This window comes from Pseudomonas sp. BRG-100 (assembly GCF_000737955.1).
GTDB classification, from domain to species: domain Bacteria; phylum Pseudomonadota; class Gammaproteobacteria; order Pseudomonadales; family Pseudomonadaceae; genus Aquipseudomonas; species Aquipseudomonas synxantha_A.
Genome location: NZ_JPRX01000001.1, coordinates 5,898,652 through 5,921,493, shown reverse-complemented (window position 1 = coordinate 5,921,493; position 22,842 = coordinate 5,898,652). Strand labels below are relative to the sequence as shown.

Annotated in this window: 16 protein-coding genes and 1 pseudogene; 10 read left to right on the top strand and 7 right to left on the bottom strand. The window is 59.8% G+C overall.

The window, feature by feature from the left end; all coding sequences use genetic code 11:
• Positions 1-13: 13 nt before the first annotated feature.
• A complete protein-coding gene (locus JH25_RS01240; RefSeq protein WP_032880753.1) occupies positions 14-880 on the bottom strand; it encodes a pirin family protein in 867 nt (288 codons plus the stop codon).
• 722 nt (positions 881-1,602) lie between these two features.
• Between JH25_RS01240 and JH25_RS01245 the strand changes: the two genes are divergently transcribed.
• The 6 genes from JH25_RS01245 (at position 1,603) to JH25_RS01270 (ending at position 11,818) form a co-directional block, all read left to right on the top strand.
• Positions 1,603-2,706, top strand: a complete 1,104-nt coding sequence (locus JH25_RS01245; protein WP_032880752.1) for an efflux RND transporter periplasmic adaptor subunit — start codon at positions 1,603-1,605, stop codon at positions 2,704-2,706.
• Between the two features lie 2 nt (positions 2,707-2,708).
• A complete protein-coding gene (locus JH25_RS01250; RefSeq protein WP_032880751.1) occupies positions 2,709-5,783 on the top strand; it encodes an efflux RND transporter permease subunit in 3,075 nt (1,024 codons plus the stop codon).
• 110 nt (positions 5,784-5,893) lie between these two features.
• The gene (locus tag JH25_RS01255) at positions 5,894-10,720 is read left to right on the top strand and encodes an RHS repeat-associated core domain-containing protein (RefSeq protein ID WP_032880750.1); all 4,827 of its coding nucleotides are present in this window, start codon (positions 5,894-5,896) and stop codon (positions 10,718-10,720) included.
• A 2-nt stretch (positions 10,721-10,722) separates the two neighbouring features.
• Entirely contained in the window at positions 10,723-11,079 is a 357-nt protein-coding gene (locus JH25_RS01260) for a hypothetical protein (protein WP_032880749.1), read from the top strand.
• A gap of 44 nt (positions 11,080-11,123) precedes the next feature.
• On the top strand, positions 11,124-11,408 hold the full coding sequence (locus tag JH25_RS01265; protein ID WP_032880748.1) for a hypothetical protein: 285 nt from the start codon (positions 11,124-11,126) through the stop codon (positions 11,406-11,408).
• Complete coding sequence (locus JH25_RS01270; protein WP_032880747.1) at positions 11,402-11,818, top strand: hypothetical protein; 417 nt, start codon at positions 11,402-11,404, stop codon at positions 11,816-11,818. Before JH25_RS01265 ends, JH25_RS01270 begins: the two co-directional genes overlap by 7 nt.
• Before the next feature lie 155 nt (positions 11,819-11,973).
• On the opposite strand, the gene JH25_RS01275 is transcribed toward JH25_RS01270, so the two are convergent.
• From JH25_RS01275 to JH25_RS01285, 3 genes are all read right to left on the bottom strand, one after another.
• Positions 11,974-13,203 (bottom strand): M20/M25/M40 family metallo-hydrolase, encoded by a 1,230-nt coding sequence (locus tag JH25_RS01275; protein WP_032880746.1) that lies wholly within the window; start codon positions 13,201-13,203, stop codon positions 11,974-11,976.
• A gap of 46 nt (positions 13,204-13,249) precedes the next feature.
• A complete protein-coding gene (locus JH25_RS01280; RefSeq protein WP_032880745.1) occupies positions 13,250-14,308 on the bottom strand; it encodes a diguanylate cyclase in 1,059 nt (352 codons plus the stop codon).
• 80 nt (positions 14,309-14,388) lie between these two features.
• A complete protein-coding gene (locus JH25_RS01285) occupies positions 14,389-15,021 on the bottom strand; it encodes a LysE family translocator (protein ID WP_032880744.1) in 633 nt (210 codons plus the stop codon).
• Between the two features lie 172 nt (positions 15,022-15,193).
• On the opposite strand from JH25_RS01285, the gene JH25_RS01290 reads away from it, so the two are divergent.
• The gene (locus JH25_RS01290) at positions 15,194-16,630 is read left to right on the top strand and encodes an aminotransferase-like domain-containing protein (RefSeq protein ID WP_032880743.1); all 1,437 of its coding nucleotides are present in this window, start codon (positions 15,194-15,196) and stop codon (positions 16,628-16,630) included.
• A pseudogene (locus JH25_RS29280) lies at positions 16,621-16,725 on the top strand (outer membrane lipoprotein carrier protein LolA); the annotation flags it as partial. The gene JH25_RS01290 and the pseudogene JH25_RS29280, both read left to right, overlap by 10 nt.
• Positions 16,726-16,754: 29 nt before the next feature.
• Here JH25_RS29280 and JH25_RS01295 read toward each other — a convergent pair.
• Positions 16,755-17,225 (bottom strand): Lrp/AsnC family transcriptional regulator, encoded by a 471-nt coding sequence (locus JH25_RS01295; protein ID WP_005788981.1) that lies wholly within the window; start codon positions 17,223-17,225, stop codon positions 16,755-16,757.
• 123 nt (positions 17,226-17,348) lie between these two features.
• On the opposite strand from JH25_RS01295, the gene JH25_RS01300 reads away from it, so the two are divergent.
• On the top strand, positions 17,349-18,593 hold the full coding sequence (locus tag JH25_RS01300; protein ID WP_032880742.1) for a methionine gamma-lyase: 1,245 nt from the start codon (positions 17,349-17,351) through the stop codon (positions 18,591-18,593).
• A gap of 228 nt (positions 18,594-18,821) precedes the next feature.
• A complete protein-coding gene (locus JH25_RS01305) occupies positions 18,822-19,493 on the top strand; it encodes a helix-turn-helix transcriptional regulator (protein ID WP_177327439.1) in 672 nt (223 codons plus the stop codon).
• Between the two features lie 131 nt (positions 19,494-19,624).
• Here JH25_RS01305 and JH25_RS01310 read toward each other — a convergent pair whose 3' ends face one another.
• Together JH25_RS01310 and macA are read right to left on the bottom strand one after the other, a co-directional pair.
• Positions 19,625-21,583 carry a MacB family efflux pump subunit gene (locus JH25_RS01310; RefSeq protein WP_032880741.1) on the bottom strand — a complete coding sequence of 653 codons (1,959 nt, stop codon included), beginning with the start codon at positions 21,581-21,583 and terminating at the stop codon, positions 19,625-19,627.
• A gap of 3 nt (positions 21,584-21,586) precedes the next feature.
• Complete coding sequence (macA, locus tag JH25_RS01315; RefSeq protein WP_032880740.1) at positions 21,587-22,738, bottom strand: macrolide transporter subunit MacA; 1,152 nt, start codon at positions 22,736-22,738, stop codon at positions 21,587-21,589.
• Positions 22,739-22,842: the final 104 nt, after the last annotated feature.

Genomic DNA, 22,842 nt, shown 5'->3' with positions numbered 1-22,842 from the left:
TTGCGGTGAACCGTCAGGCGTGCATCTGCCCGAACTTGCCCGACTGGAAGTCGGCGAACGCCTGGTGAATCTCCTGCTCGGTGTTCATCACGAACGGACCGTGGCCGACGATGGGCTCGTCGATGGGTTCACCGCTGAGCAGCAGCACCTTGGCGTCGTCATTGGACTCCAGGGTGATCTGATCACCGTCACGCTCGAACAACGCCAGTTGCCCTTGGCGCGCGACTTCTTTGCCGTTGACCAGCACAGTGCCGCTGAGGATCACCAAGGCCGTGTTGCGCCCGGCGTGCAGGTCCAGCGTGACCGCCTTACCGGCGTTGAGGCGCAAGTCCCACACGTCAATCGGCGTAAAGGTGCGGGCCGGGCCCTGAGTACCGGCGAACTCACCGGCGATCAGGCGCAATTGCCCCGCGTCGTTAGCCAATGGCAGCACCGGGATATCGCCATCCACGATGGTCTGGTAACCGGCATCCGCCATTTTGTCCTTGGCCGGCAGGTTGACCCACAGTTGCACCATTTCCAGCGCCCCGCCGCTACGAGCGAAAGCTTGGGAGTGAAATTCCTCGTGGAGAATGCCCTTGGCTGCAGTCATCCATTGCACATCGCCCGGGCCGATTTTGCCGCCGGCACCGGTGGAATCGCGGTGCTCGACTTCGCCGTCGTAGACGATGGTCACGGTTTCAAAACCGCGATGCGGGTGTTGGCCGACGCCGCGACGCTGTTCAGTCGGGGTGAATTCAGCCGGGCCTGCGTGATCCAGCAACAGGAATGGGCTGATGTGCTTGCCCATGGTGTCGTAGGAAAACAGCGTGCGTACCGGGAAACCATCGCCGACCCAGTGGGCGCGGGGGCTGGTGTAGATACCAATTAGCTTTTTCATGATGTACCTCCAAAGTGAGTACAGCTTAATTCGCCTCACCTCTGAGCACTAGAGGGCAAAACTGGCCCTGATCGTTCTACATATAGAACAATTCTTTAGCCTGTAGGCGGGCTTGCCTGCGATGGTGGCTTGCCAGCCGACACCTACCTACCTGACACCCCGCGATCCAACTGTGGGAGGGGCGGTGCGACGATTCGACTTGCTCGCGAAGGCGGCCTGACAGGCGACGCAGTTATACCGGGTGCATATCCATTCCTGCGGTAACGGCCACTTAGGGTTCCGCCCTTACGGCGGCTCCTGGGCTCGGTGTGCCCGTAATCCGCCATGGATTTGGGGGGCCGCCGCCACGCGCCATCCATGGCGCGGGGCTGCTAAACCGGCATCCCTGCCGGTTTACCCCCCAAATCCCTGTCGAATTCCGGCCAGCGTGGTTTAACGGGGCGCCTGAGATCAAGAGCAGATCAAGATCAAGAGCGGCTCGCTTCGCATCGTGGTTACGGGGCGTGCGGCAGCTACAAAGTTGTGTAGATGCCTATGCTGCGATAGTGGTGGTTCGGTTGACTCATCAGTGACTGGCACTGCGCTTTCGCGAACAAGCCCACAGGAGATCTGCACATAGCTGACTGGGATTATCGGGGGGCTGGATTAATTTATATTTCAACCATAATATAAGCAAAAAATTACGGCCGTAATTTTTTGCACAATGGTTTCCGGAGTTCGCCATGCCCCCTCTCCCCCTGCGTTTTCTCATGCCCCTGGCCCTGTTGATGTTCCTCAATGGCTGCAACAGCAAGGCCGATACCGCCCAGGTGCCAGTGCCGCGCCCGGTACTCGCCGCCAAGGTCGAAGCAGCCGGCACCCAGCAAAGCGCCTATACCGGTGTAGTGGCCGCGCGCACGGAAAGCGACCTGGGCTTTCGGGTCAGCGGCAAGGTGATCGAACGCAAGGTCGACCCCGGCCAGCACGTCTCCCGTGGCGACACCCTGTTGGTGCTGGACATTGGCGACTTCGAACTGGCGCTGCGCTCGGCAAAAAACCGCGTCAACGCCGCCCAGGCCCAACTGCGCCAGCGCCGCGATGACGAAAACCGTTACCAGCGCCTGGCCAGTACCGGCGCGGTGTCGCGGCAGATCTTCGATCAGTCGGCCACTAACCTGCGCGTCGCCCAGGCCGAACTGGCCGCGGCGCAATCGGATGCCAGCCAGATCGAAAACCGTCGCACTTATTCAGTACTCAAGGCCGATGGCGACGGCATCATCACCGACGTGCTGGCCGATCGCGGCCAGGTGGTAGCCGAAGGGCAAATCGTGGCGCGCCTGGCCCATGACGGCGCCCGCGAAGCCATCGTCAATCTGCCGGAGAACCAGCGTGACCTGGCTACGCAAAAAGCCCTGGCGCTTCCTTTTGGCGCAGCGGACCAGGCCGTGACCGCCACTCTGCGCGAACTGTCCGCCAGCGCCGACCCCGTGACCCGCACCTACCGCGCACGTTATGTGCTGCAGGGTGCGGTCGAACGTTTCGCCCTCGGTTCCACCATCACCGTGCGCTTGCAAGGCAACGGCCAGCCCCTGCAAACCCGCGTACCCATTGGCGCCTTGCAGGATGCAGGGCAAGGCACGGGCGTATGGGTGATTGGCGACGATTTCAAACTCAGCTTCGCCCCGGTGAAGGTCGCCAGCCTCGGCCAGGAGGACGCCTTGCTCGACAGCGGCGTAACACCCGGCCAAACCATCGTCGCCCTCGGCGCTCACCTGTTGCACAGCGGCGATACGGTGCGCTTGCTGCCCTCCCAAGCGCTGGCCCTCAACCGTAAGCAGGATCAATGAGTATGCGCGGGATCAACCTCTCCGAACTGGCCGTCAAACACCGCGCTGTCACCCTGTTTTTGCTGATTGCGATCCTCGTCGCCGGGGTCTTCGCGTTCGGCAAGCTGGGCCGCGCCGAAGACCCTTCGTTCACCGTCAAGGTCATGACCATCACCGCCGCCTGGCCCGGCGCCACCGCCCAGGAGATGCAGGAGCAAGTGGCCGACCGCCTGGAAAAACGCCTGCAGGAACTGGACTACTACGACCGCGTCGAGACCATCGCCCAGCCGGGTTTCGTGTCGATGCGCATGACCTTCCTCGAATCCACACGCCCGAGCGAGATCCAGGCGCTGTTCTACCAGACACGCAAAAAGCTCAGCGACGAAGCCGCGCAACTGCCCAAGGGCGTGATCGGGCCGTTTTTCAACGATGAATATTCCGATGTGTATTTCGCCTTGTATGCCCTGGAGGCAGAACACCTGCCCCACCGCCAACAAGTACAAATGGCCGAGGAGCTGCGCCAGGGTTTGCTCAACCTGCCGGGGGTAAAGAAGGTCAATATCCTTGGTGAACAGGCCCAGCGCGTGTTTGTGGAGTTTTCCTATGAGCGCCTGGCAACTCTGGGCATCAAGCCCGAGCAAATCTTCGCCGCCCTCGCCGCGCAAAACGCCGTGGCGCCCGCAGGCTTCGTCGAAACCGCCGGCGCCCGCGCCTACATACGCATCGACGGCGCCTTCGACAGCCTCGCGCTGATCGAAAACGTACCGCTGCAAGTCAATGGCCGCGTGCTGCGCATCGCTGATGTCGCCACGGTGAGCCGCGGATATGAAGACCCGCCCACCTACCGCATCCGTCACCAGGGCGACCCCGCGCTGATGCTGGGTGTGATCATGGAAAAACACTGGAACGGCCTGGAACTGGACAAGAGCCTGCTGGCCCAGGAAGCCAGGATCCAGGCCGACCTGCCCTTGGGCGTGAACTTCGCCAAAGTCTCCGACCAGGCGAAAAACATCAGCCTGGCGGTCAACGAGTTCATGCTCAAATTCTTCGTCGCCCTGGCCGTGGTGATGCTGATCAGCCTGCTGGCCCTGGGCTTTCGCGTGGGGCTGGTAGTGGCGGCAGCCGTGCCGCTGACGCTCTCGATCGTGTTCGTGATCATGCTGGTCACCGGCCGTGAATTCGACCGTGTGACCCTCGGCGCACTGATCATTTCCCTGGGTTTGTTGGTGGACGACGCGATCATTGCCATCGAGATGATGGTGGTCAAACTCGAAGAAGGCTTTGATCGGATCCACGCGGCCACCTACGCCTGGAGTTCCACGGCGGCGCCGATGCTGACCGGGACCCTGGTCACCATCATCGGTTTTCTCCCGGTAGGGTTTGCGCGCTCCGGGGCGGGCGAATACGCCGGGAATATTTTCTGGATCGTAGGTTTCGCGCTGATTTCGTCCTGGCTGGTGGCCGTGGTGTTTACGCCTTACCTGGGCGTGAAGTTGTTGCCGCACATCAAGCCAGTCCCCGGCGGGCATGATGCGATTTATGCCGGGCGCTACTACCAGAAACTGCGCAGCCTGGTGGAGGCCTGCGTGCGCGGGCGCTGGCTGGTAACCGGGCTGGTGGTGGCCGCGTTCGTGCTGTGCGGCCTGGGTATGGCGGTGGTGAAGAAACAGTTCTTCCCCGACTCCGACCGCTCGGAGCTGATTCTTGAAGTGTATATGCCACCCGGCAGCGCATTTAAAAGCACCGAAGCGGTGGCAGCGCAGGTGGAGAAAGCCCTGTTGCAAGAGCCGCAGACCAGCATGGTGGACACGTATGTGGGCGGCGGTGCACCGCGGTTTTTCCTGTCGTTGAACCCTGAAATGCCCGACCCGGCGTTCGCCAAGCTGATCGTGCAAACCCCCGACTCCCACGCCCGCGATGCGCTGAAACTGCGTATGCGCGAGCGCATTGCGGCAGGCGAATTTCCATCGGCGCGGGTGCGGGTCACACAGCTCGTCTTCGGCCCGCCGGTGCCGTTCCCGGTGGTGTTTCGCGTCTCCGGGCCAGACCTCAATGTGCTGCGCGAGCTGTCTGAAGACGTGCGCCAGGTCGTGGCCGGCAACAAGCTGACCAGAGACACCTTCCTCGAATGGGGCGAGCGTGCCAGCGCTTATCGCCTGGTGCTGGACCAGGACCGCCTGCGCTTGCTGGGTTTTACCCCCGACGAGGTCAAGTCCCAGTTGAACGCCCTGCTCAGCGGCAACCCGATCACCGAAGTCCGCGAAGGCAACCGCACCGTCTCAGTGGTGGCCCGCGCCCAGGGCAGCCAACGCGAAGACCTTGCCAACCTCAATAACATGACGCTGACCAACAGCGCCGGTACGTCGGTGCCGCTGGCCCAGGTCGGACATTTCAAGGCGGTGATGGAAGAACCGATCCTCAAGCGCCGTGACCGCGCCACCACCGTGGAAGTGCGCGCCGACATCATCGACGGCGTGCAACCGCCCGATGTGGAAATGGCCGTGTACAAAGACCTGCAACCGCTGATCGCCAAGCTGCCCAGTGGTTACAAAATCGACATCGGCGGCCCGGTAGAGGAAAGCGCCAAGGCCAACGTGGCCCTGGCGGCGCTGTTCCCGATCATGATCCTGCTGACCCTCACGGTGATCATGTTCCAGGTGCGCTCGTTCGGCGTGATGTTCATGGTGTTCGCTACCGCGCCTCTGGGCCTGATCGGTGCAGTGCCGACCTTGTTGCTGTTCAACCAGCCATTCGGCTTCAACGCGATTCTCGGGCTGATCGGCATCGGCGGCATCCTGATGCGCAACACACTGATCTTTACCGACCAGATCCGCCAGAACCAGGATCACGGCATGGCGATTCGCGAGGCCATCATCGAAGCCACAGTGCGCCGTGCGCGCCCGGTAATCCTCACCGCACTGGCAGCGGCGCTGGCGTTTATTCCGCTGACGCTGTCGGTGTTCTGGTCGTCGCTGGCCTATGTGCTGATTGGCGGCGTGCTGGTGGGCACGGTGTTGACGCTGTTGTTCCTGCCTGCGCTGTGCAGCCTGGTGCTGCGCGACAAGGTTGCTGAAACTTCCCACGCAAGCGCCGGATAAGCTCTACTCCCCTGCCCTGAAAACCTCTGCAAAGTCCCTCGCCTGATTGAACAGTGCGAGGGATTGCAGATGGTTGTTTTCGTTAGAGCCCTGGTTGACAGGGCTGGCTCTTGATTCCGGTGATCGCTGGCTTTGTGCTGGCCCCCATGCATCCCAAGGCGCCGGATGTCACTCGCGTTCTAGCGGATTTTCGTACCTGCCTGAACACGTTCGACGCATGGGCCGACAGCCTGTTGGGTGGTTCGGCACTTGCCGTGGAGCAGGTGTTCAAGGTTGGGGAAGACGTCGCACTGGTCGCGCCGGCTTCTTCCGATAAACCCAGCCGTACCGTCGCTCAATGCAAAGCCCAGGGTGGGTTGACCCTGGTGCATCTGTTTGAAAGTACCCGGTTCGTACCCATCGGCAACACCCAGGTGGAACTGCAAGCCCTGGCTCGGGATGGCAGCCCAGTCGGCGCGCCGCTTCATCGGACCATCGGCCCCAGCGGCATCCTCGAAGTCAACGACTGTACCCGCGACCAGCAATACCAAATCACCTTTTACCCCAATGTCTCCAAGGATCACGTCAAGGCGCTGTATGCCTCCTACACGTCAGTGATTGCCGGGTTGGAAGCTGATCTGCGTAAACAGTGGGACGAGCGTTTCGCGCCTCAATGGGCAGACTTTGCCAAAGATCCTGCTTACAAGCGCAGTGCGATGCAGGGCCTTGCCTTCGCTACCGGACTTGGCAAGGCGCTCTACAACCTGTGGGACAACATCACCGAGCTGTATGACCTGCTCGCGAATCTCAAATCCAACAGCGAAAAGTTGCTGAAGTACATCTCTCAGGCAGAACTGGACGAGTTGCTCGCGCTGGGCAAAGACACGCTGGCCGAGGGACTGTTGGTGCTCAGTGATGAGCCGCTGCTGTTTATCTACGTGGCAGCGGTGGTGGCCTGGATACGGATGCTGCCGCCGCCCGAAATGTACGAGCTGCTGGGTGAAATCACCGGCGAAGTGTTGATCAATTTGCTACTGATCTGGGCGACGCGGGGTATTGGCGTACAGCTGCGGCTGGGTGCGCAGGTGCTGAGTGGCGTCAAGTCCGGGCAAGTGCGGGCGCTGTTGGAGTTGCTGGCCAGGCAGGTGGCGGGGCCGCGGTTGGACACGCATGTTGAGGCCGCCAAGCCTGTGTTGCTGAGCAGTGCGGCGACACCGCTCAAGGCGGTGCCGGTGGTTCCATTGAAGGCTGGCGACACGCTGGTTTCGAACCCGGTGCCGGTGGTTCGCAACAAGACTCGGCAGACGGTATTGGTCCGGCAGGAGCATGTGGATGATGCGCCTGCCGTGGCTTCCAATCCGAAGGGAGATGCGGCGGCGCCAGCGGACAAGACGGTCACCAACGGCTGCCCGGTGTCGATGGTCACCGGGGAAGAATTGCTCACCCTCACCGATGGCGCGCTGGACGGGATTTTGCCGTTTGAGTGGACACGGCTGTATCGCACCAGTGCGGTGGAACTGGATTGCGGGTTGGGGTTTGGCTGGAGCCATGCGCTGGCGCACCGGCTTTGTGTGTCGGGCGATTCGGTGGTGTGGACTGATCATGAGAACCGCCGTACGCAGTTTCCCTTGCCCACCGATTCTCGGCCAGCGATCACCAATAGCCTGGCCGAAGCGGCGATCTATTTAGGCTCGGCTCCTGATGAGCTGGTGCTGGCCCAGGCGTCGCGGTTCTATCACTTTCGCGACGGTGCGTTGGTTTCGATCAGTGATGCGTATGACAACCGCCTGCGCATTTTCCGTGATCGCACGGGGCGGATTGAGCGGCTGGATAACGGTGCTGGTCGCTCGCTGCTGTTGCGTTATGAGCTGGATCGCATCGTGGCGGTGGACTACCAGGTTCATCGCGCCAAAGGCCGTGAGCCCTACGTGTGGGAGACCGAACAGAACGTTGTTTCCTACGCCTATGACGAAGACGGACGACTGGTTTGCGCGACCAATGCTGTCGGGGAAAGCGAGCGTTATCGGTACGACGATCAGCACGTCATCCTTGAGCGGCAGCTGGCCGGTGGGGCGAGTTTCTTTTGGGAATGGGAGCACGCTGGCAAGGCGGCGCGTTGCGTTCGGCATTGGGCGAGTTTTTCCCAGATGGACACGCGTTATGCCTGGGGGGATGACGGGCGTGTCACCGTACATAACGCCGATGGTAGCCAGGAAGTTTATGTCCACGATGATCGGGCGCGCTTGGTGCAGCGCATCGATCCAGACGGCGCGCAGCATTTCAAATCCTACGATGCCAAGGGGCGGCTGACCGTCGAGCAGGATCCGCTGGGCGCGGTGATGGCGTATCAGTACGACGAAGCCGGACGCTTGGTGGCGTTGTTTCCCGGGGATGATGAGCCGACCTCCTACGAACATGACAACGGCTTCGTACGGGTTGTAAGGCGCGGCGAGGCTGTCTGGAAATACGAGCGTAATGAGCAAGGCGATATTACGCGTAGGATCGATCCTGACGGCGAGGTTACCGATTACAGCTACAACAAACACGGGCAACTGACCGGAGTTTGGTACCCGGATCACAGTTGCCATCGGCTGGTGTGGAATGAGCGTGGGCAGTTGCTGGAAGAGCAATTGCCCAATGGCGGGATCAAGCGTTATCGCTATGACGATTTAGGCCGACAGATTGCCCGCGAGGATGAACACGGCGCGCAGACAGTCTATGAATGGGACAGCGTCGGTAGGTTGATTCGCCTCGTCTTGCCAGGCGGCACCACACGAGAATTCAGCTACAACCCCTACGGAAAAATCATCGCCGAACGCGATGAACTCGGCCACGTCACCCGCTACGAATACGCCGATGGGCTGCACCTGATCAGCCGCCGTATCAACGCCGACGGCACCCAGGTCAAATACCGCTACGACAACGTTCGGCTGCTGCTGACCGAAATCGAAAACGAAGTCGGCGAAACCTATCAACTCGACTACCACCCCAACGGCCTGATCCAACAGGAAACCGGCTTCGACGGCCAACGCACCGCCTACGTCTACGACCTCAACGGCAACCTGCTGGAAAAGGCCGAACACGGCGACGACGGCAGTCAGCTCATCACCCGCTACGAGCGCGACCACGCCGGTCGCCTCGTACGAAAAACCCTGCCCGATGCCAGCGTTGTCGACTATGCCTACGACCGCCAAGGCAATCTCCTCAGCGTCGAAGACGGCCACTGGGCGTTGGCCTACGAATACGACCGCCAAAACCGCCTGACCGCCGAACACCAAGGCTGGGGCACCTTGCACTACGGCTACGACGCCTGCGGCCAACTACAAAAACTGCGCCTGCCCGACAACAACCGCCTCACCTTCAACCATGACAAGGGAGGCCATCTCGCTACGGTCGAGCTCAATGGTGAGGTGCTCACTGCACATTTATTCAAGAGCGGCCGCGAACACCAACGCCAACAAGGTCAACTGCTCAGCCATTACCACTACGACGACCAAAACCGCCTACACGCCCACGCCGTCACACAGCAGGAAAACTACCTTTACCAGCGCCAGTACGACTACGACAAATCCGGCAACCTCACCCGCCTGCTCGATACCCGCAAAGGCCAGCACGACTATCGCTACGACCCGCTTAACCGGCTAACCCGCGCCGATCATTCCCAAGACGTCCAGGAACGCTTCGCCCACGACCCAGCGGGCAACCTGCTGATGCAAGACCGCCCCGGCCCGGACATCGTTGCCGGCAACCGCCTGATGATCCAGGGCGACCGCCATTACGACTACGACGCCTTCGGCAACCTGATCCGCGAACGACGCGGCAAGGGCCATCAACTCGTCACGGAATACCGCTACGACTGCCAGCATCGGTTGATTGGCGTCACCAAACCCAACGGGCAGACCGCAAGCTATCGGTATGACCCGTTTGGGCGGCGTGTCAGCAAAACCGTGGATGGCGAGACCACCGAGTTTTTCTGGCAAGGCGACAAGCTGGTTGCCGAGCACCATGCGGAACGCCATCGCAGTTACCTCTACGAGCCCGAAAGCTTCCGCCCACTGGCGCTATTGGAAGGTTTCGGCCCAAAAGAGGCCAAGCCCTACCACTACCAACTCGACCACCTCGGCACACCGCAAGAACTCACCACGCCTGAAGGCGAAATCGCCTGGTCCGCCCACTACCGCGCCTACGGCCAGATCGCCCGGCTCGACGTGGGCAAAATCGACAATCCACTGCGTTTCCAAGGTCAGTATTTCGACCAGGAAAGCGGACTGCACTACAACCGCCATCGCTACTACAATCCGGATATTGGTCGTTACCTGACGCCGGATCCGGTGAAGTTGGCGGGTGGGATCAATGGTTACCAGTACGTGCCCAATCCGACGGGATGGGTAGATCCGCTAGGCTTGAATACATGCCCAGGTGCTGACGGGTGTAAACCCAGCACTAGTGCTCCAAATCCTGCGGAGAGTGTTAACCACGGAGAGCCTGCCTTACCGCAACTGACCCGCGCGCAGCGGCAGGCGAGAATTGATGAGCTAGCCGAGGCAAACGCCTACAGACGTTTGAAAGAGATCGAACAAGCATTCCCAAGAGCACATTTTTTGGAGAAGCACGGCGCGCAGACAACCTCCGACTCCCAACTCGAAAGAGTAAGATCAGGTAAAAACCCAACAACAGAAGAAATCGAAAGATACATTGGTGGAAGAAAAGATGGTGAACCCAAAATACCTACTGCAGCCACTAGATATTTCAGCCACCGGGACCAACTCAACGCCATTTATCGCGCACAACTTATATTTAAATATACAAATCTACAAACATCTCGCAGACCAATGCACATGGGAAAAATAATTGGAGAAGGATACAAAAAAAATAATTTTGAATACGGAAGACAAAGCAAAGCTATTGTAATACTTGACAATGATGGCAATCCGATTACTGCGTACACGGAATTCTAAACATGAAGCTCAGACCAGAACTATCAATACTCAGAAGCCTACTATTCACCTACAGCATTGAAAACTACGACGACCCTGAAAGAGAGTGCTTCATCGCTTCAAAAAATGTCAACAGCGAAACAGAACTCGCCGAGCTTTTTGAAAAATTGACTAAACCAGAATTTTTATCATATAAGCCTGAAATCCAACAGTGGCATATCGACACGCTTCACTACTATTTAAATACAGATGAAAACTTTGATTCTGTTTTTTATCTTTTCGACACCTATTTTGATGACGAAATAATTGATCACCGGCAATTCATGGCTGTGCTGTTACGCTGCTTACAGCACTACAATATAGAGTCCGATGCGAGCTAACGACCCTAAACAAATAAACAACCCCCAGTAAAAGGAAAAACCCAATGCAGCTAAGCACACAATTTAAAAGTCATCGAGCGCAATTCGCTGTATTAAATGAGGCGACCACAAGAGCAGAACGCAATCTACCGCCTTTTACCGGGGAAGATTACTACGGCAACCCAGTTGTCCGAATCGAAATGCAGGGTTGCGGAAGAGGATACATACCAAACCCTTCTGACCGAAACAATCCAATACTTGATGAAAATATGGATGCAGCGATCGCGAAATTCGATCGCGAAACCAAAGAACTTTATACCGTATTCCCTGTGAGCAATGACCAATGCTGAAACACCCTTTTCTAGATATCCCTTACGCACCGAAACTTCGACACTTACTCAGTCCGTTCGATATTTATGATCGCGAAGAGACTTTAGGTGAAGAGTTTGCACGTTACGACATCAACCTTTACACAGACAGAAGACGACTGATCAAAAAATACATAATTGAGAAATCTTCAGATCTAAGCTATCGACATCGCAAGGTCTTATGCGACAAATTGGGGGCTGCACTTAGCGACGAAACCTATAATTTTTCGCACTTATTGAGACAGGCTCCCGGCTATTACTGCACCCTGCCTTGGGGATGGAGTGACATGGACAATCCAAAAGGTTTTTTCGAAGAAATTTATAGATTAGCTAATGAGTGGTGGAAAGAAGACCTCCAAAAAGCCAGCCTCGAAGACCCTGCCACATGGTGACCCGAATCTTGACCACACTGAATATCCAATGTGGGAGGGGGCTTGCCCCCGATAGCAGTGGGTCAGCCAAAGCATATGCAAGCTGATCCACCGCCATCGGGAGCAAGCCCCCTCCCACATTTGAATCTCTTCAGTGCTTCAATCCAACGCTCCGATCAGCGCTTGGCCAGCTCCATAATCATCCGGCTCAACAGATAAACCCGCGGCGCCACGCTCTCCACCTCGGCATATTCCTCCGCCGTGTGGATATTGCCCCCCACAATCCCAAACCCATCCAACGTCGGCGTCCCTACCCCGGCCGACAAGCTGGCATCTGCCGCGCCGCCACTGCCTTCGATGGTCAATTTGCGCCCCAGCTCGCCATAAATACCTTGGGCGATCGCCACCAACTTATCCGATTCGGCCGTTTGCGGCATTGGTGGCAAACCACGTTGCAGGCTGGTTTTCACTTCTGTGTCGGGGATCAACTTGTTGGCTGATACCCGCGCCAGATCCTTCTCGATTCGATCGAACTCTTCCGGCACCGCCGCACGTACGTCGGCCTTGGCAGTGGCCTGGTCGGGGATAACGTTAGTGCGGTCACCGGATTTGAGCACGGTGAAGTTGATGGTGGTCTTCTTCTCCTCATCGCCGAGCTTGCCCAGTTGCAGGATCTGGTGCGCGGCCTCCATGGCGGCGTTGCGGCCCAGTTCCGGGGCGACGCCGGCGTGGGCGGATTTGCCTTTGACTTCGACCACCGCGGTCGCGCTGCCTTTGCGCCATACCACCAGGCCGTCCGCTGGGCGGCCGGGTTCCAGGTTGAGGGTCACGTCATGGCCCTTGGCAGTTTTACGGATCAGTTCCGAGGCAGCCTCAGAGCCGGTTTCTTCGCTGGCGTCGAGCAGGAAGGTGATCTGTGCGTAGTCCTTGAAGCCCTGGTTTTTCAGGACTTTCAGCGCGTAGATGCCGGCGACGATGCCGCCCTTGTCATCCATCACGCCGGGACCATAGGCACGACCATCCTTGATGTGGAACGGGCGCTCGGCGGCCGAGCCTTCCTTGAAGACAGTGTCCATGTGCGCCATCAGCAGGATCCTGGCCTTGCCGGTGCCTTTGAGGGTGGCAACCACGTGGCTGTTATTGGCCGCCTTGTCCGGTACCAATTCAATGCTGAACCCCAATTGCTTCAACTCATCCACGGCGATGTCACGCACTTGGGTCAGGCCCGGCTCGTAACCTGACCCCGAGTCGATATTTACCAGGCGCTCCAACAGCTTCAGGGCCTGGGCCTTGTACTGCTCGGCATCCGCCTGGATCTGCTTGTGAGGTTCGGCGCTGTAGGCCGGCATGACGAAGGACAACGCCAGGGTGGCGGCCAGCAGGGTACGCGGGAAAGTGAAGAGCATGGAGCGATCCTTTTTTGTTGGAATGGGCTCCCCACACCCTATCTCACTAGACCGACCGCAACCAACCCTCCTGCACGGCGTTCACCCGGTTGCGCCCGCTGCTCTTGGCTTCGTACAACGCCTGGTCGGCATCGTTGAGCCAACCGATGGAGTCAGCGTGGGTCGGCTGGTACGGCGCCAGGCCGATACTCAAGCTGACGCGCAATGCCGGCTCCTGGGCATAGGCCAAGGCGTTGAAGCGATCGCGCAAGGCCTCCATCACTTCGGTGGCGCGATTGAGGGGCATGTCCGGCAGGATCACGCAGAACTCATCGCCGCCATAACGCCCGGCCAGATCGGTGGCGCGCAGGTTCTGACGCAGCACTTTGCTCAATTGGCGCAGGACGATATCGCCGGTCACGTGGCCGTAGGTGTCGTTGATGGTCTTGAAGTGGTCGATATCAATCAGCGCGATGGCGGCGCCCGCCTGGTTTCGGCGGCAGCGTTGGAACTCGATGTCCAGGTGGTCTTTCCAGGCACCGTGGTTGAGCAGGCCGGACAAGCTGTCGGTGCGGCTCAAGGCCAACAGCTCACGCTTGTGCCGGGCCAGGGTCACGGCCTGGCGGTAGCAGATCCAGCCCAGCACCAGGGGATACAGCATCAGGATCGGCAGGCAGGCATACAACTGGGCCTGGGTGGTCACGGCGATAAAACCAGGCGCAAAAATCAGCAGCGCCGCGCCCAGCCCCAGCGCCTGCGCCGCCCACCCCGCCAGCATAAAGCGCGTGCCACCGATGGCCACGTTGTTCATGGTCATCATCGACAGGGTGGTGACGCTGGGCAGTGGGTTGAAGTGCATCGCGCCGACCCAAAACCCGCCGCAAAAAGAATCGAACAACAGGCTACGGCGCTCACTGCGCAGGGTATGGGCTGCACGCAAAGACAACTGAAAAGCCACATGCGGCCACACAAAAGCGTTGATCAGCATCCAGGCCCACACCCAAAGGGAAGGACTCAGCGGATACATGGCAAACACCACGCAGATGAAGCCGAGGCTCAGCCCCAGAAGACGAGATTTGTACAAGCGCGAAGCAAGCGGAAGTCCCTTTCCTCCTACGGCTGGCATGGTGGGGTGCAATCCTGAGTGAGTGCCTGGAGTCTAACAGGGTAACGTCAAATCGCCACTACTGCTTACACGCTAATCCTTCAGTGTGAAAAGCCACGCGCCAGCATCCATGCAACGCCCAACAGCAGCACTGCGGTGACCCGCTGCAACAACACCCGCCGATTGGGGTTTTCCAGTACATGCTTGATGCGCTGGCCGAAATAGCAATACAGGCACCCGCTGGCAAATTGCAGCAACAGGAAGGTCGCCCCGAGGATGGCGATGTCCGCCGCCGAACTGTGCTCCCCCGCGCCTGCAAACTGCGGGAACACCGCGCTGAACATGATGATGGTCTTGGGGTTGGAAAACCCGGTCAATAGCCCTTTGCCAAACAGGCTGCGCGAGCCTTCCACGGCGCCCGCGCTGTTGATCGACACGCCGCTGTTGGTCCACTGCTTGTAGGCCAGGTAGAGAATATAGGCTACCCCGACAAACTGGATGGTCTGGGTAATGGCAAGGTTGCCCTTGATGAGTTCCGAGAAACCGACGGCAAAAATCAGGATGGAAATCAGGTACGACACACTGGCGCCGATCTGCGCCGGGATCGAACTGCGCAGGCCGTCCTTCAAGCCCAGGCTCAGCAACAGCAGGGTCATGGGGCCGGGGCTGAAGGTCATCGTGGCGCAAAACAGCAGGAAGTAGAGAAACGAAGACAGGGTTAATGCACTTGTCATGGCCGCGGACCTTGAATGGAAAGAAACACGCCTCAAGCGCCCGCCCCAGGGCGGTCTTGGCGGTCTGGTTACGGCGCAGTCTAGGGCAGCGGCATTGCACAAGGCAGGTAAAGTGATGCCTAATTCGGCCTGACTTCACCGGTAAAATTACCGGCAAACACAAGGACCCGTCATGTTTGTATCCGCCATCGCTTTTGTGGAGGGCACCCCCAAGGTCCAGCAGATCGTCGAGGCGTTCAGCCAGGCCATCGAGAACGGCGAATGGGCGCCGGGCAGCAAGTTGCCGTCGGTACGGGAATTGACCCAGACCCTGGGCGTGAGCAAGTTCACCCTCAATGAGGCGCTGAACCGCCTGCGCGGGCGCCATTTGCTCACCTCCAGCCAGGGCCGTGGCTACTTCGTGGCGATGGACAGCGCCCGGCCGGCAACGGCGACCTGGGTCGACTTGCTGCCCCAGGACCTGCTCAGCATATTGCGTCGCCCGCTGGTCACCGCCAGTGGCGAACTGCGCCCCGGCGGTGGGCACTTGCCGGAGGAGTGGCTCAATGGCGAAGCGATTCGCCAGGCCATGCGCAGCGTGGTGCGTGCGCCAACGCTGCGCATCGCAGGCTTGGGCACGCCAGCCGGGCTGCTGCCGTTGCGCCAGGCGCTGCAACAGAAACTGCACGGTGAAGGTTTGTCGGTGCCCGTAGAACAGATCATCACCACGCCCAACACTGTGCAGGGCCTGGACATGCTTATGCGCCTGCTGGCCCGACCTGGCGACACGGTGTTGCTCGACGCGCCGTGCTACTTCAACTTCCACGCCAACCTGGCGCTGCATGGGGTCAAGGTCGTTACCATTGAGCGCCGCCCCGACGGTTTCGATTTCGCGGCCCTCGAACAGTTGCTGGCCGAACACCGCCCCAGCCTTTACCTGACCACCAGCGTTTTGCATAACCCCACCGGGCATACCTTCAGCCCCAGCCAAGCGTTTCGCCTGCTGCAACTGACCCAGCAATACCACTGCCATATCGTCGAGGATGATCTTTATGGTGACCTGCACCCCAACCCTCCCCCGCGCCTGGCTGCCGTCGCCGGGCTCGATCAGGTTACCTACTTGTCAGGGTTCTCCAAGATCCTCAGCGCCAACACCCGGGTCAGCTACGTCGTGGCCGCGCCGCAACTGGCCGCCAACCTCACCAATATGAAGTTGATGAGCGGCGGCGTAACCTCCGAACTGTTCGAACAGATCGTCTACCGTATGCTCACCGAAGGCAGTTATGCCAAGCATCGCAAGCGCATGGTGCAACGCCTGATGGAGGCCGGTGGACGCATCGAACAATGGCTCAAGCGCTGCGGCTGCGAACTGCCGATGGCCTATGAAGGCGGAATGTTTATCTGGGCGCGTCTGCCGAAGGGGGTGAACGGCGAATTGCTGGCCCAGGAAGCGTTGAAACGCAGCATGGTGCTGGCGCCCGGTGCGCTGTTTGGCTACGACCCGGCCCATCGCGACTCGATGCGCTTCAATGTGGCCCACAGTGATGAGCCACGGGTGCAGCGGGTGTTTGAGGCGTTGTTGCATGAAGTGGCGCAGAGCAATGCCCATGCCGGGCGCGAATCCCTGTAGGAGCGGGCTTGCCCGCGAAGGTCGTCAACGATGACGCGGGTTTACAGCCCAAGCGCGGCGCTCTCAGGTTTTTCGCGAGCAAGCTCGCTCCTACAGAAAAGCCAATTGAGGTGTTTTGAGCCGTTCACCCCGGCAACGGAATTACCCGCAACGGCCGCACCGACTTGTACGAAAAGCTCGAATAGATTTCCTTGACGCAGGGCAAGGTCTGCAAGACTTCGCGGGCAAACTCGCCAAACGATTCCAGGTCCTTGGCCACCACTTCCAGCAAAAAATCATAGCGGCCCGACACGTTATGGCACGCCACGATTTCCGGAATCTCCAACAGGCGCTGCTCGAACGCGCGGGCGATTTCCTGGGTGTGGCTGTCCATCATGATGCTGACAAACGCGGTCACCCCATAGCCCAGCGCCTTGGGCGAGAGGATCGCCTGGTAGCCGCTGATCACCCCGCTTTCCTCCAGGGTGCGCACCCGGCGCCAGCAGGGTGAGGTCGTCAAGGCGACCCGCTCGGCCAGTTCGGCCACGGTCAGGCGGGCGTTGCCCTGCAATGCGTTTAAAAGGGCTTTGTCGGTGCGGTCCAGCTTGATGGGCATAACGTGCCTCTAATCATTATTTTTATCGGTGTTTGATTCACAAACGCGGGTTTTTCCAGCAGTTTTTGCAAGGTTCGTCCGTGGTTATGAGCATAGCATTGTAGGAAATAAGGAGCGCCCGACATGACCAATAAACACCACACCTGCGGCTTTTCCACCCGTGCCATTCACCACGGCTATGACCCCAAGGACCACCACGGCGCGCTCGTACCGCCGATTTACCTGTCGGCCACCTTCGCCTTTCCCACGGTTGAATACGGCGCCGCGTGCTTTGCCGGCGAAGCCAGCGGCCACTTCTACACGCGCATTTCCAACCCGACCCTGGCGCTGCTGGAATCACGCATGGCCACCCTGGAAAACGGTGAAGCGGCGGTGGCCTTCAGCTCCGGCATGGGCGCGATTGCCGCGACGTTCTGGACCCTGCTACGCCCGGGCGACGAGGTGATCGTCAGCCAGACCCTGTATGGCTGCACCTTCGCCCTGTTGCACCACGGCATCGGCGAATTCGGCATCAAGGTGCGGCATGTTGACCTGACCGACCTGGCCGCCCTGCAAGCGGCCTTGTCCCCGGCGACCCGCATGATCTACTGCGAAACCCCGGCCAACCCCAACCTGCGCCTGATCGACATCGCCGCCGTGGCCAGGCTTGCCCATCAACAGCCGAATGTCACCCTGGTGGTCGACAACACCTACTGCACGCCCTACCTGCAACGGCCCCTGGAACTGGGCGCCGATGTGGTGGTGCACTCGGCCACCAAATACCTCAGCGGCCATGGCGACATCACCGCAGGCATTGCGGTGAGCAACCAGGCGCTGGCACAGCGCATTCGCCTGCAAGGGCTCAAGGACCTGACCGGCGCGGTGATGTCGCCCCAGGACGCGTCGTTGCTGATGCGCGGCCTCAAGACCCTGGCCCTGCGCATGGACCGCCATTGCAGCAATGCCCAGGCGCTGGCCGAAGCCTTACAGGCGCACCCGGCCGTGGAGAGTGTGATCTACCCCGGGCTGCGGTCCTTCCCACAGTACGAACTGGCGACCCGGCAAATGAAACTGCCCGGCGGCATGATTGCCTTTGAACTCAAGGGCGGGATCGAGACGGGGCGGCGCTTTATGAACGCACTGCAACTGTTCACCCGTGCGGTCAGCCTGGGGGATGCCGAATCGTTGGCGCAACATCCGGCGAGCATGACCCACTCCACCTATACCCCCGAGCAACTTGCGCAGCACGGTATCAGCGAGGGCCTGGTGCGTTTGTCGGTGGGGCTTGAAGACGTCGCCGACCTGTTGGCGGATGTGCATCAGGCCCTGGCCAAGTGCGGCCGCAACACGGTGCGTCAGGCCGCGACAGCGCCCTCTGCTGTGAGATAGCGCCTATACGTAAAGTGATTTTTATCCTGGCGGTGGTCGGACGGATCCGACTACCGTTATGCGTTTTTAATCTGAATTTTATCGATTGGATCCCCCTGCCTTTGCCAGCCTGTACTAGCATGGTGGCGGCGGGGAGGATTATCTGTGCAGGTTATTCATACCGGTTACCTTGTTGACTCCCGCCGCTATAACGCCCAATACCTGTACCCGAAACTCATGGACGAATTGATGAACTCACACCTGTTCCCACATATAGGCAAGGTCATCGCCAGCACCGGCAGCCGCCATTTCCCACGTATGCTGCATGACCTCATCCTCACCCAACTGGCCGTGGACGCCACCCATATCACCCAGCTGCAGGTCAACAGCGAAGGCCACAGCCGCCGCAAGATCAGCCCGGTCTACACCGACTCGGTGGCAACCCTGGGGGCCGAGCAACCCGCCGCACAATTGCACCTCACCCGACACAAGGACGATGTGCGCTACGTGCTGTCGGTGTACCGCTCGCACCCCTCGCAGAGTTTTTCCGCCCAAGAGCGCAGCATGTTGCAGGACTTCTCCACGCTGTTGCTGCCCATGGTGGAAAAACACATCACCGCGATCCAGCCTGGCCGTCAGGACAGCCCACCGGCAGTGCCACAGCACCAGGGCATCGAAACCCTACGCCGACGCATCCAGGAGCGCCTGGTGCAATCGGGGCTGACCCTGTCCAACCGTGAACTGCAAGTGTGCGTGGGCCTGCTGGCCGGGCGCACCGCACCGGAGCTGGCCGAACAACTGGCATTGAAGGTCAACACCATCGAAAGCTACCTCAAGCGCGCGGCGATCAAGCTGGGGATCAGTGGGCGGCATTCGTTGTTGCGGTGGATGTACTCGACCCAAGACAGCACCCGTTTCTAGGCGGACGCAGATCAAACTGTGGGAGGGGGCTTGCTCCCGATAGCGGTGTATCAGCCATGACATCTTTGACTGAAAAATTGCTATCGGGAGCAAGCCCCCTCCCACATGAGGTCCTCATTAGCAGATAGGGATCAGTCCCTTGCCAATGCCTCTATCGGGTCCAACCGCGCCGCATTTCGCGCCGGCACAAAACCGAACACAATGCCGATCAGCGTCGAGCAGGCAAACGCGGTAATGATCGAGCCCACCGAAAACACCATTTCCCACTCCTTCACAAACAGCGAAAACAGATAACCGATGGCGTAGGACAACGAGATCCCGATGATCCCGCCGATCAAACACACCATCACCGCCTCCACCAGAAACTGCTGGCGAATATCCGACTGGCGCGCCCCCACCGCCATGCGGATACCGATCTCGCGGGTGCGCTCGGTGACCGACACCAGCATGATATTCATCACGCCAATGCCTCCCACCAGCAATGAAATCACCGCAATCAACGACAACAGCAGCGCCAGGGAACGGCTGGTTTTTTGCACCGTCTGCATGATGCTGTCGAGGTTGTTGGTGAAGAAGTCCTTGGTGCCGTGACGTTGCAGCATCAGCTTGTTGACGTTGTCTTCCACCACCTTGCTCGGCTGGCCGTCTTTGATGCGCACGGTGATGCTGTCCAGATGACGCTGGCCCAACAGGCGCCCCGCCGCCGTCTCATACGGCACCCACACGTTCAGCGCCTTGCTGGCGGCGAACATGTTCTTGTTGTCCGCCGTCACGCCGATCACCGTACACGGCAGGTTGCCCACCAGGATCACCTGGCCCAGCGGGTCGATGTTCGGCCCGAACAGCCGCTGGCGGGTGTTGTGGTCGATCACCACCACCTGGGCCTGGCGTCGCGCATCGCTTTCACTGAAGGCAATGCCGGCTTCCAGCTTGAGGCCCTTGACCTTGAAGTAGCGATCACTGACGCCGTTGACCTGGGCATCCACATCGATGTTGCCAAAGCGCAGCAACAGGTTGCGGCCCACCACCGGCGTGGCGCTGTCGACGTAATACAGCTGGTTCAGCGCGTCCACATCCGAGGGCATCAGCGTCTGGATCGCCGAGGCGCGACTGTCGCCAAAGCTGGTGCCGGAAAAGATATCGATGGTGTTGCTGCCGATCGCCTGGATGTCCTTGAGCACATAGCGCTTGGCGCCTTCGCCGATGGCCGAGATCGACACCACCGAGGTGATCCCGATCACAATGCCGAGCATGGTCAGCAAGGTGCGCATGCGGTGCGAAATCAGCGCCACCCAGGCCATGTTGAAGGCTTCCTTGAATAGCCCCAGGCTCGCCACCAGGCGCCGCGCTCCGCTGCGCCTGGGCTCGATCGGCGCTTCGCTGGGCAGCTCCAGGTCAACGCTGTCATTGACCTTGTCGCTGACGATCTCACCGTCACACACCTCGACAATGCGCTGGGCATTCGCGGCGACCTTGGGGTCGTGGGTGACGATGATCACCGTGTGCCCGGCCGCGTGCAGCTCTGCGAGGATACGCATCACCTCCTTGCCGCTGTGGGTGTCGAGGGCGCCGGTGGGTTCGTCGGCGAGGATCACTTCGCCGCCGTTCATCAGGGCCCGCGCGATACTCACGCGCTGTTGTTGCCCGCCGGACAGCTGGCTGGGCCGGTGGGAGATATGACTCGCCAGGCCCAACCGCTGGAGCAACTCCCGCGCACGACTGTGACGCTGGCTTTCAGGAGTACCGGCATAAATCGCTGGCATTTCCACGTTGTGCAAGGCGCTCAGGTGAGCAAGCAAATGGTAGCGCTGGAAGATAAAGCCGAAGTAATCACGGCGCAGCTCAGCCAGTTGCTCATCGCCCAGGGAGCGGGTTTCGATGCCATTGATCTTGTAGCTGCCGGCGGTGGCGTAATCCAGGCCGCCAAGGATATTCATCAGGGTCGATTTGCCCGAGCCCGAGGCGCCGATGATCGCCAGCATTTCCCCGGCATGAATCGTCAGGTCGATGCCTTTGAGCGCGATGAATTCACGCTCGCCGGCCATGAAACTACGGGTAATGCCCTTGAGTTCCAACAGAGGCTGAGTCATGGATCAGCTCCCTGCCACGGCGGGTGTGGCGTCGCCGATCACCACCTTGTCGCCCTCGGCCAGGCCATCCAGAATCTGCACTTTGACGTTGTTATTGATGCCGGTCCTGACGTTGCGCTCTACCGCTTTGCCCTTGGCATCCAGCACCCGCACCGGGTAACTGCCGTCGGCATTGCGTGCTCCCAGCGCCGCCACCGGCACCATCAACGCGGCCTCGGCGGTGTCGAGCACAATGCGCACCTGTGCGGTCATGGCGATGCGCAGGCGGTGGTTAGGGTTGGGCACGTCGAACAGCGCGTTATAAAACACCGCGGTGTTCTGCTTGGGGGTGCCGGCGGTCTGGGTTTCGAGGAAGTTCTGCGGGGCTGGTTCAGTGCCGCGCAGTTTGGCGTAATAGCGTTTGTCCGCCTCGCCGAGGATGGTGAAGTACACCTGCTGGCCGGGGCTGATATGAATCACATCCGCTTCCGAGACTTGGGCCTTGACGGTCATGGTGTCCAAGTCCGCCAGCTTGAGCAGTACCGGTGCGAGCTGGCTGGCGATCACGGTCTGGCCTTCCTGGGTGACGATGCCCACTACGTCGCCGTCGATGGGCGCGTTGATGCGGGTGTAGGCCAGGTTGACCTTGGCGGTGTCGATCTGGATGTGTGCGCTTTTGATCTGTGCGTCCAGGGACAGCAGGTTGGCCTGCTGCACCTGGAAGCTTGATTCGGCGTCTTCGAAATCCTGGCGTGACACCGATTCGTCGGCCTGCAGGCCCTTGTAGCGCTCATAGACAGACTTGGCCTGCTTGAGCTGCGCGGCGGTTGCGCGGCGTTGGGCCTGGAGGTTTTCTTCGTCGACCTGGGCTTTGCGCAGGGTGTTCTGCAGGATCAGCGGGTCGATTTCGGCGAGCCACTGGCCCTTTTTTACCTTGTCGCCGACTTTGACTTTCAGCGATTTGAGCTGGCCGGAGACTTGGGCGCCGACGTCGACCTGCTTGATGCCTTCGAGCAGGCCGGTGGCCAATACTGCGTTTTCGATATCGCCGCGTTCGGTGGTGGCGGTGAGGTATTGGGGGGCGTCGGCGGGGGCCTTTACGGTGTAGATGATCAGGCCGATGGCGACGGCCAATGCTGCCAGGAGGCCGATTTTGCGGAATTTAGACGTTTGCATGGTTGGCTTCTTGATTGAGTACAGATCCGTTGGCCGGGTAGACGCGGCATCGGGTTGCAAAAGCAGAGTGAGGTTTCATTGACTTGCACAGCTTAAAAATGTGG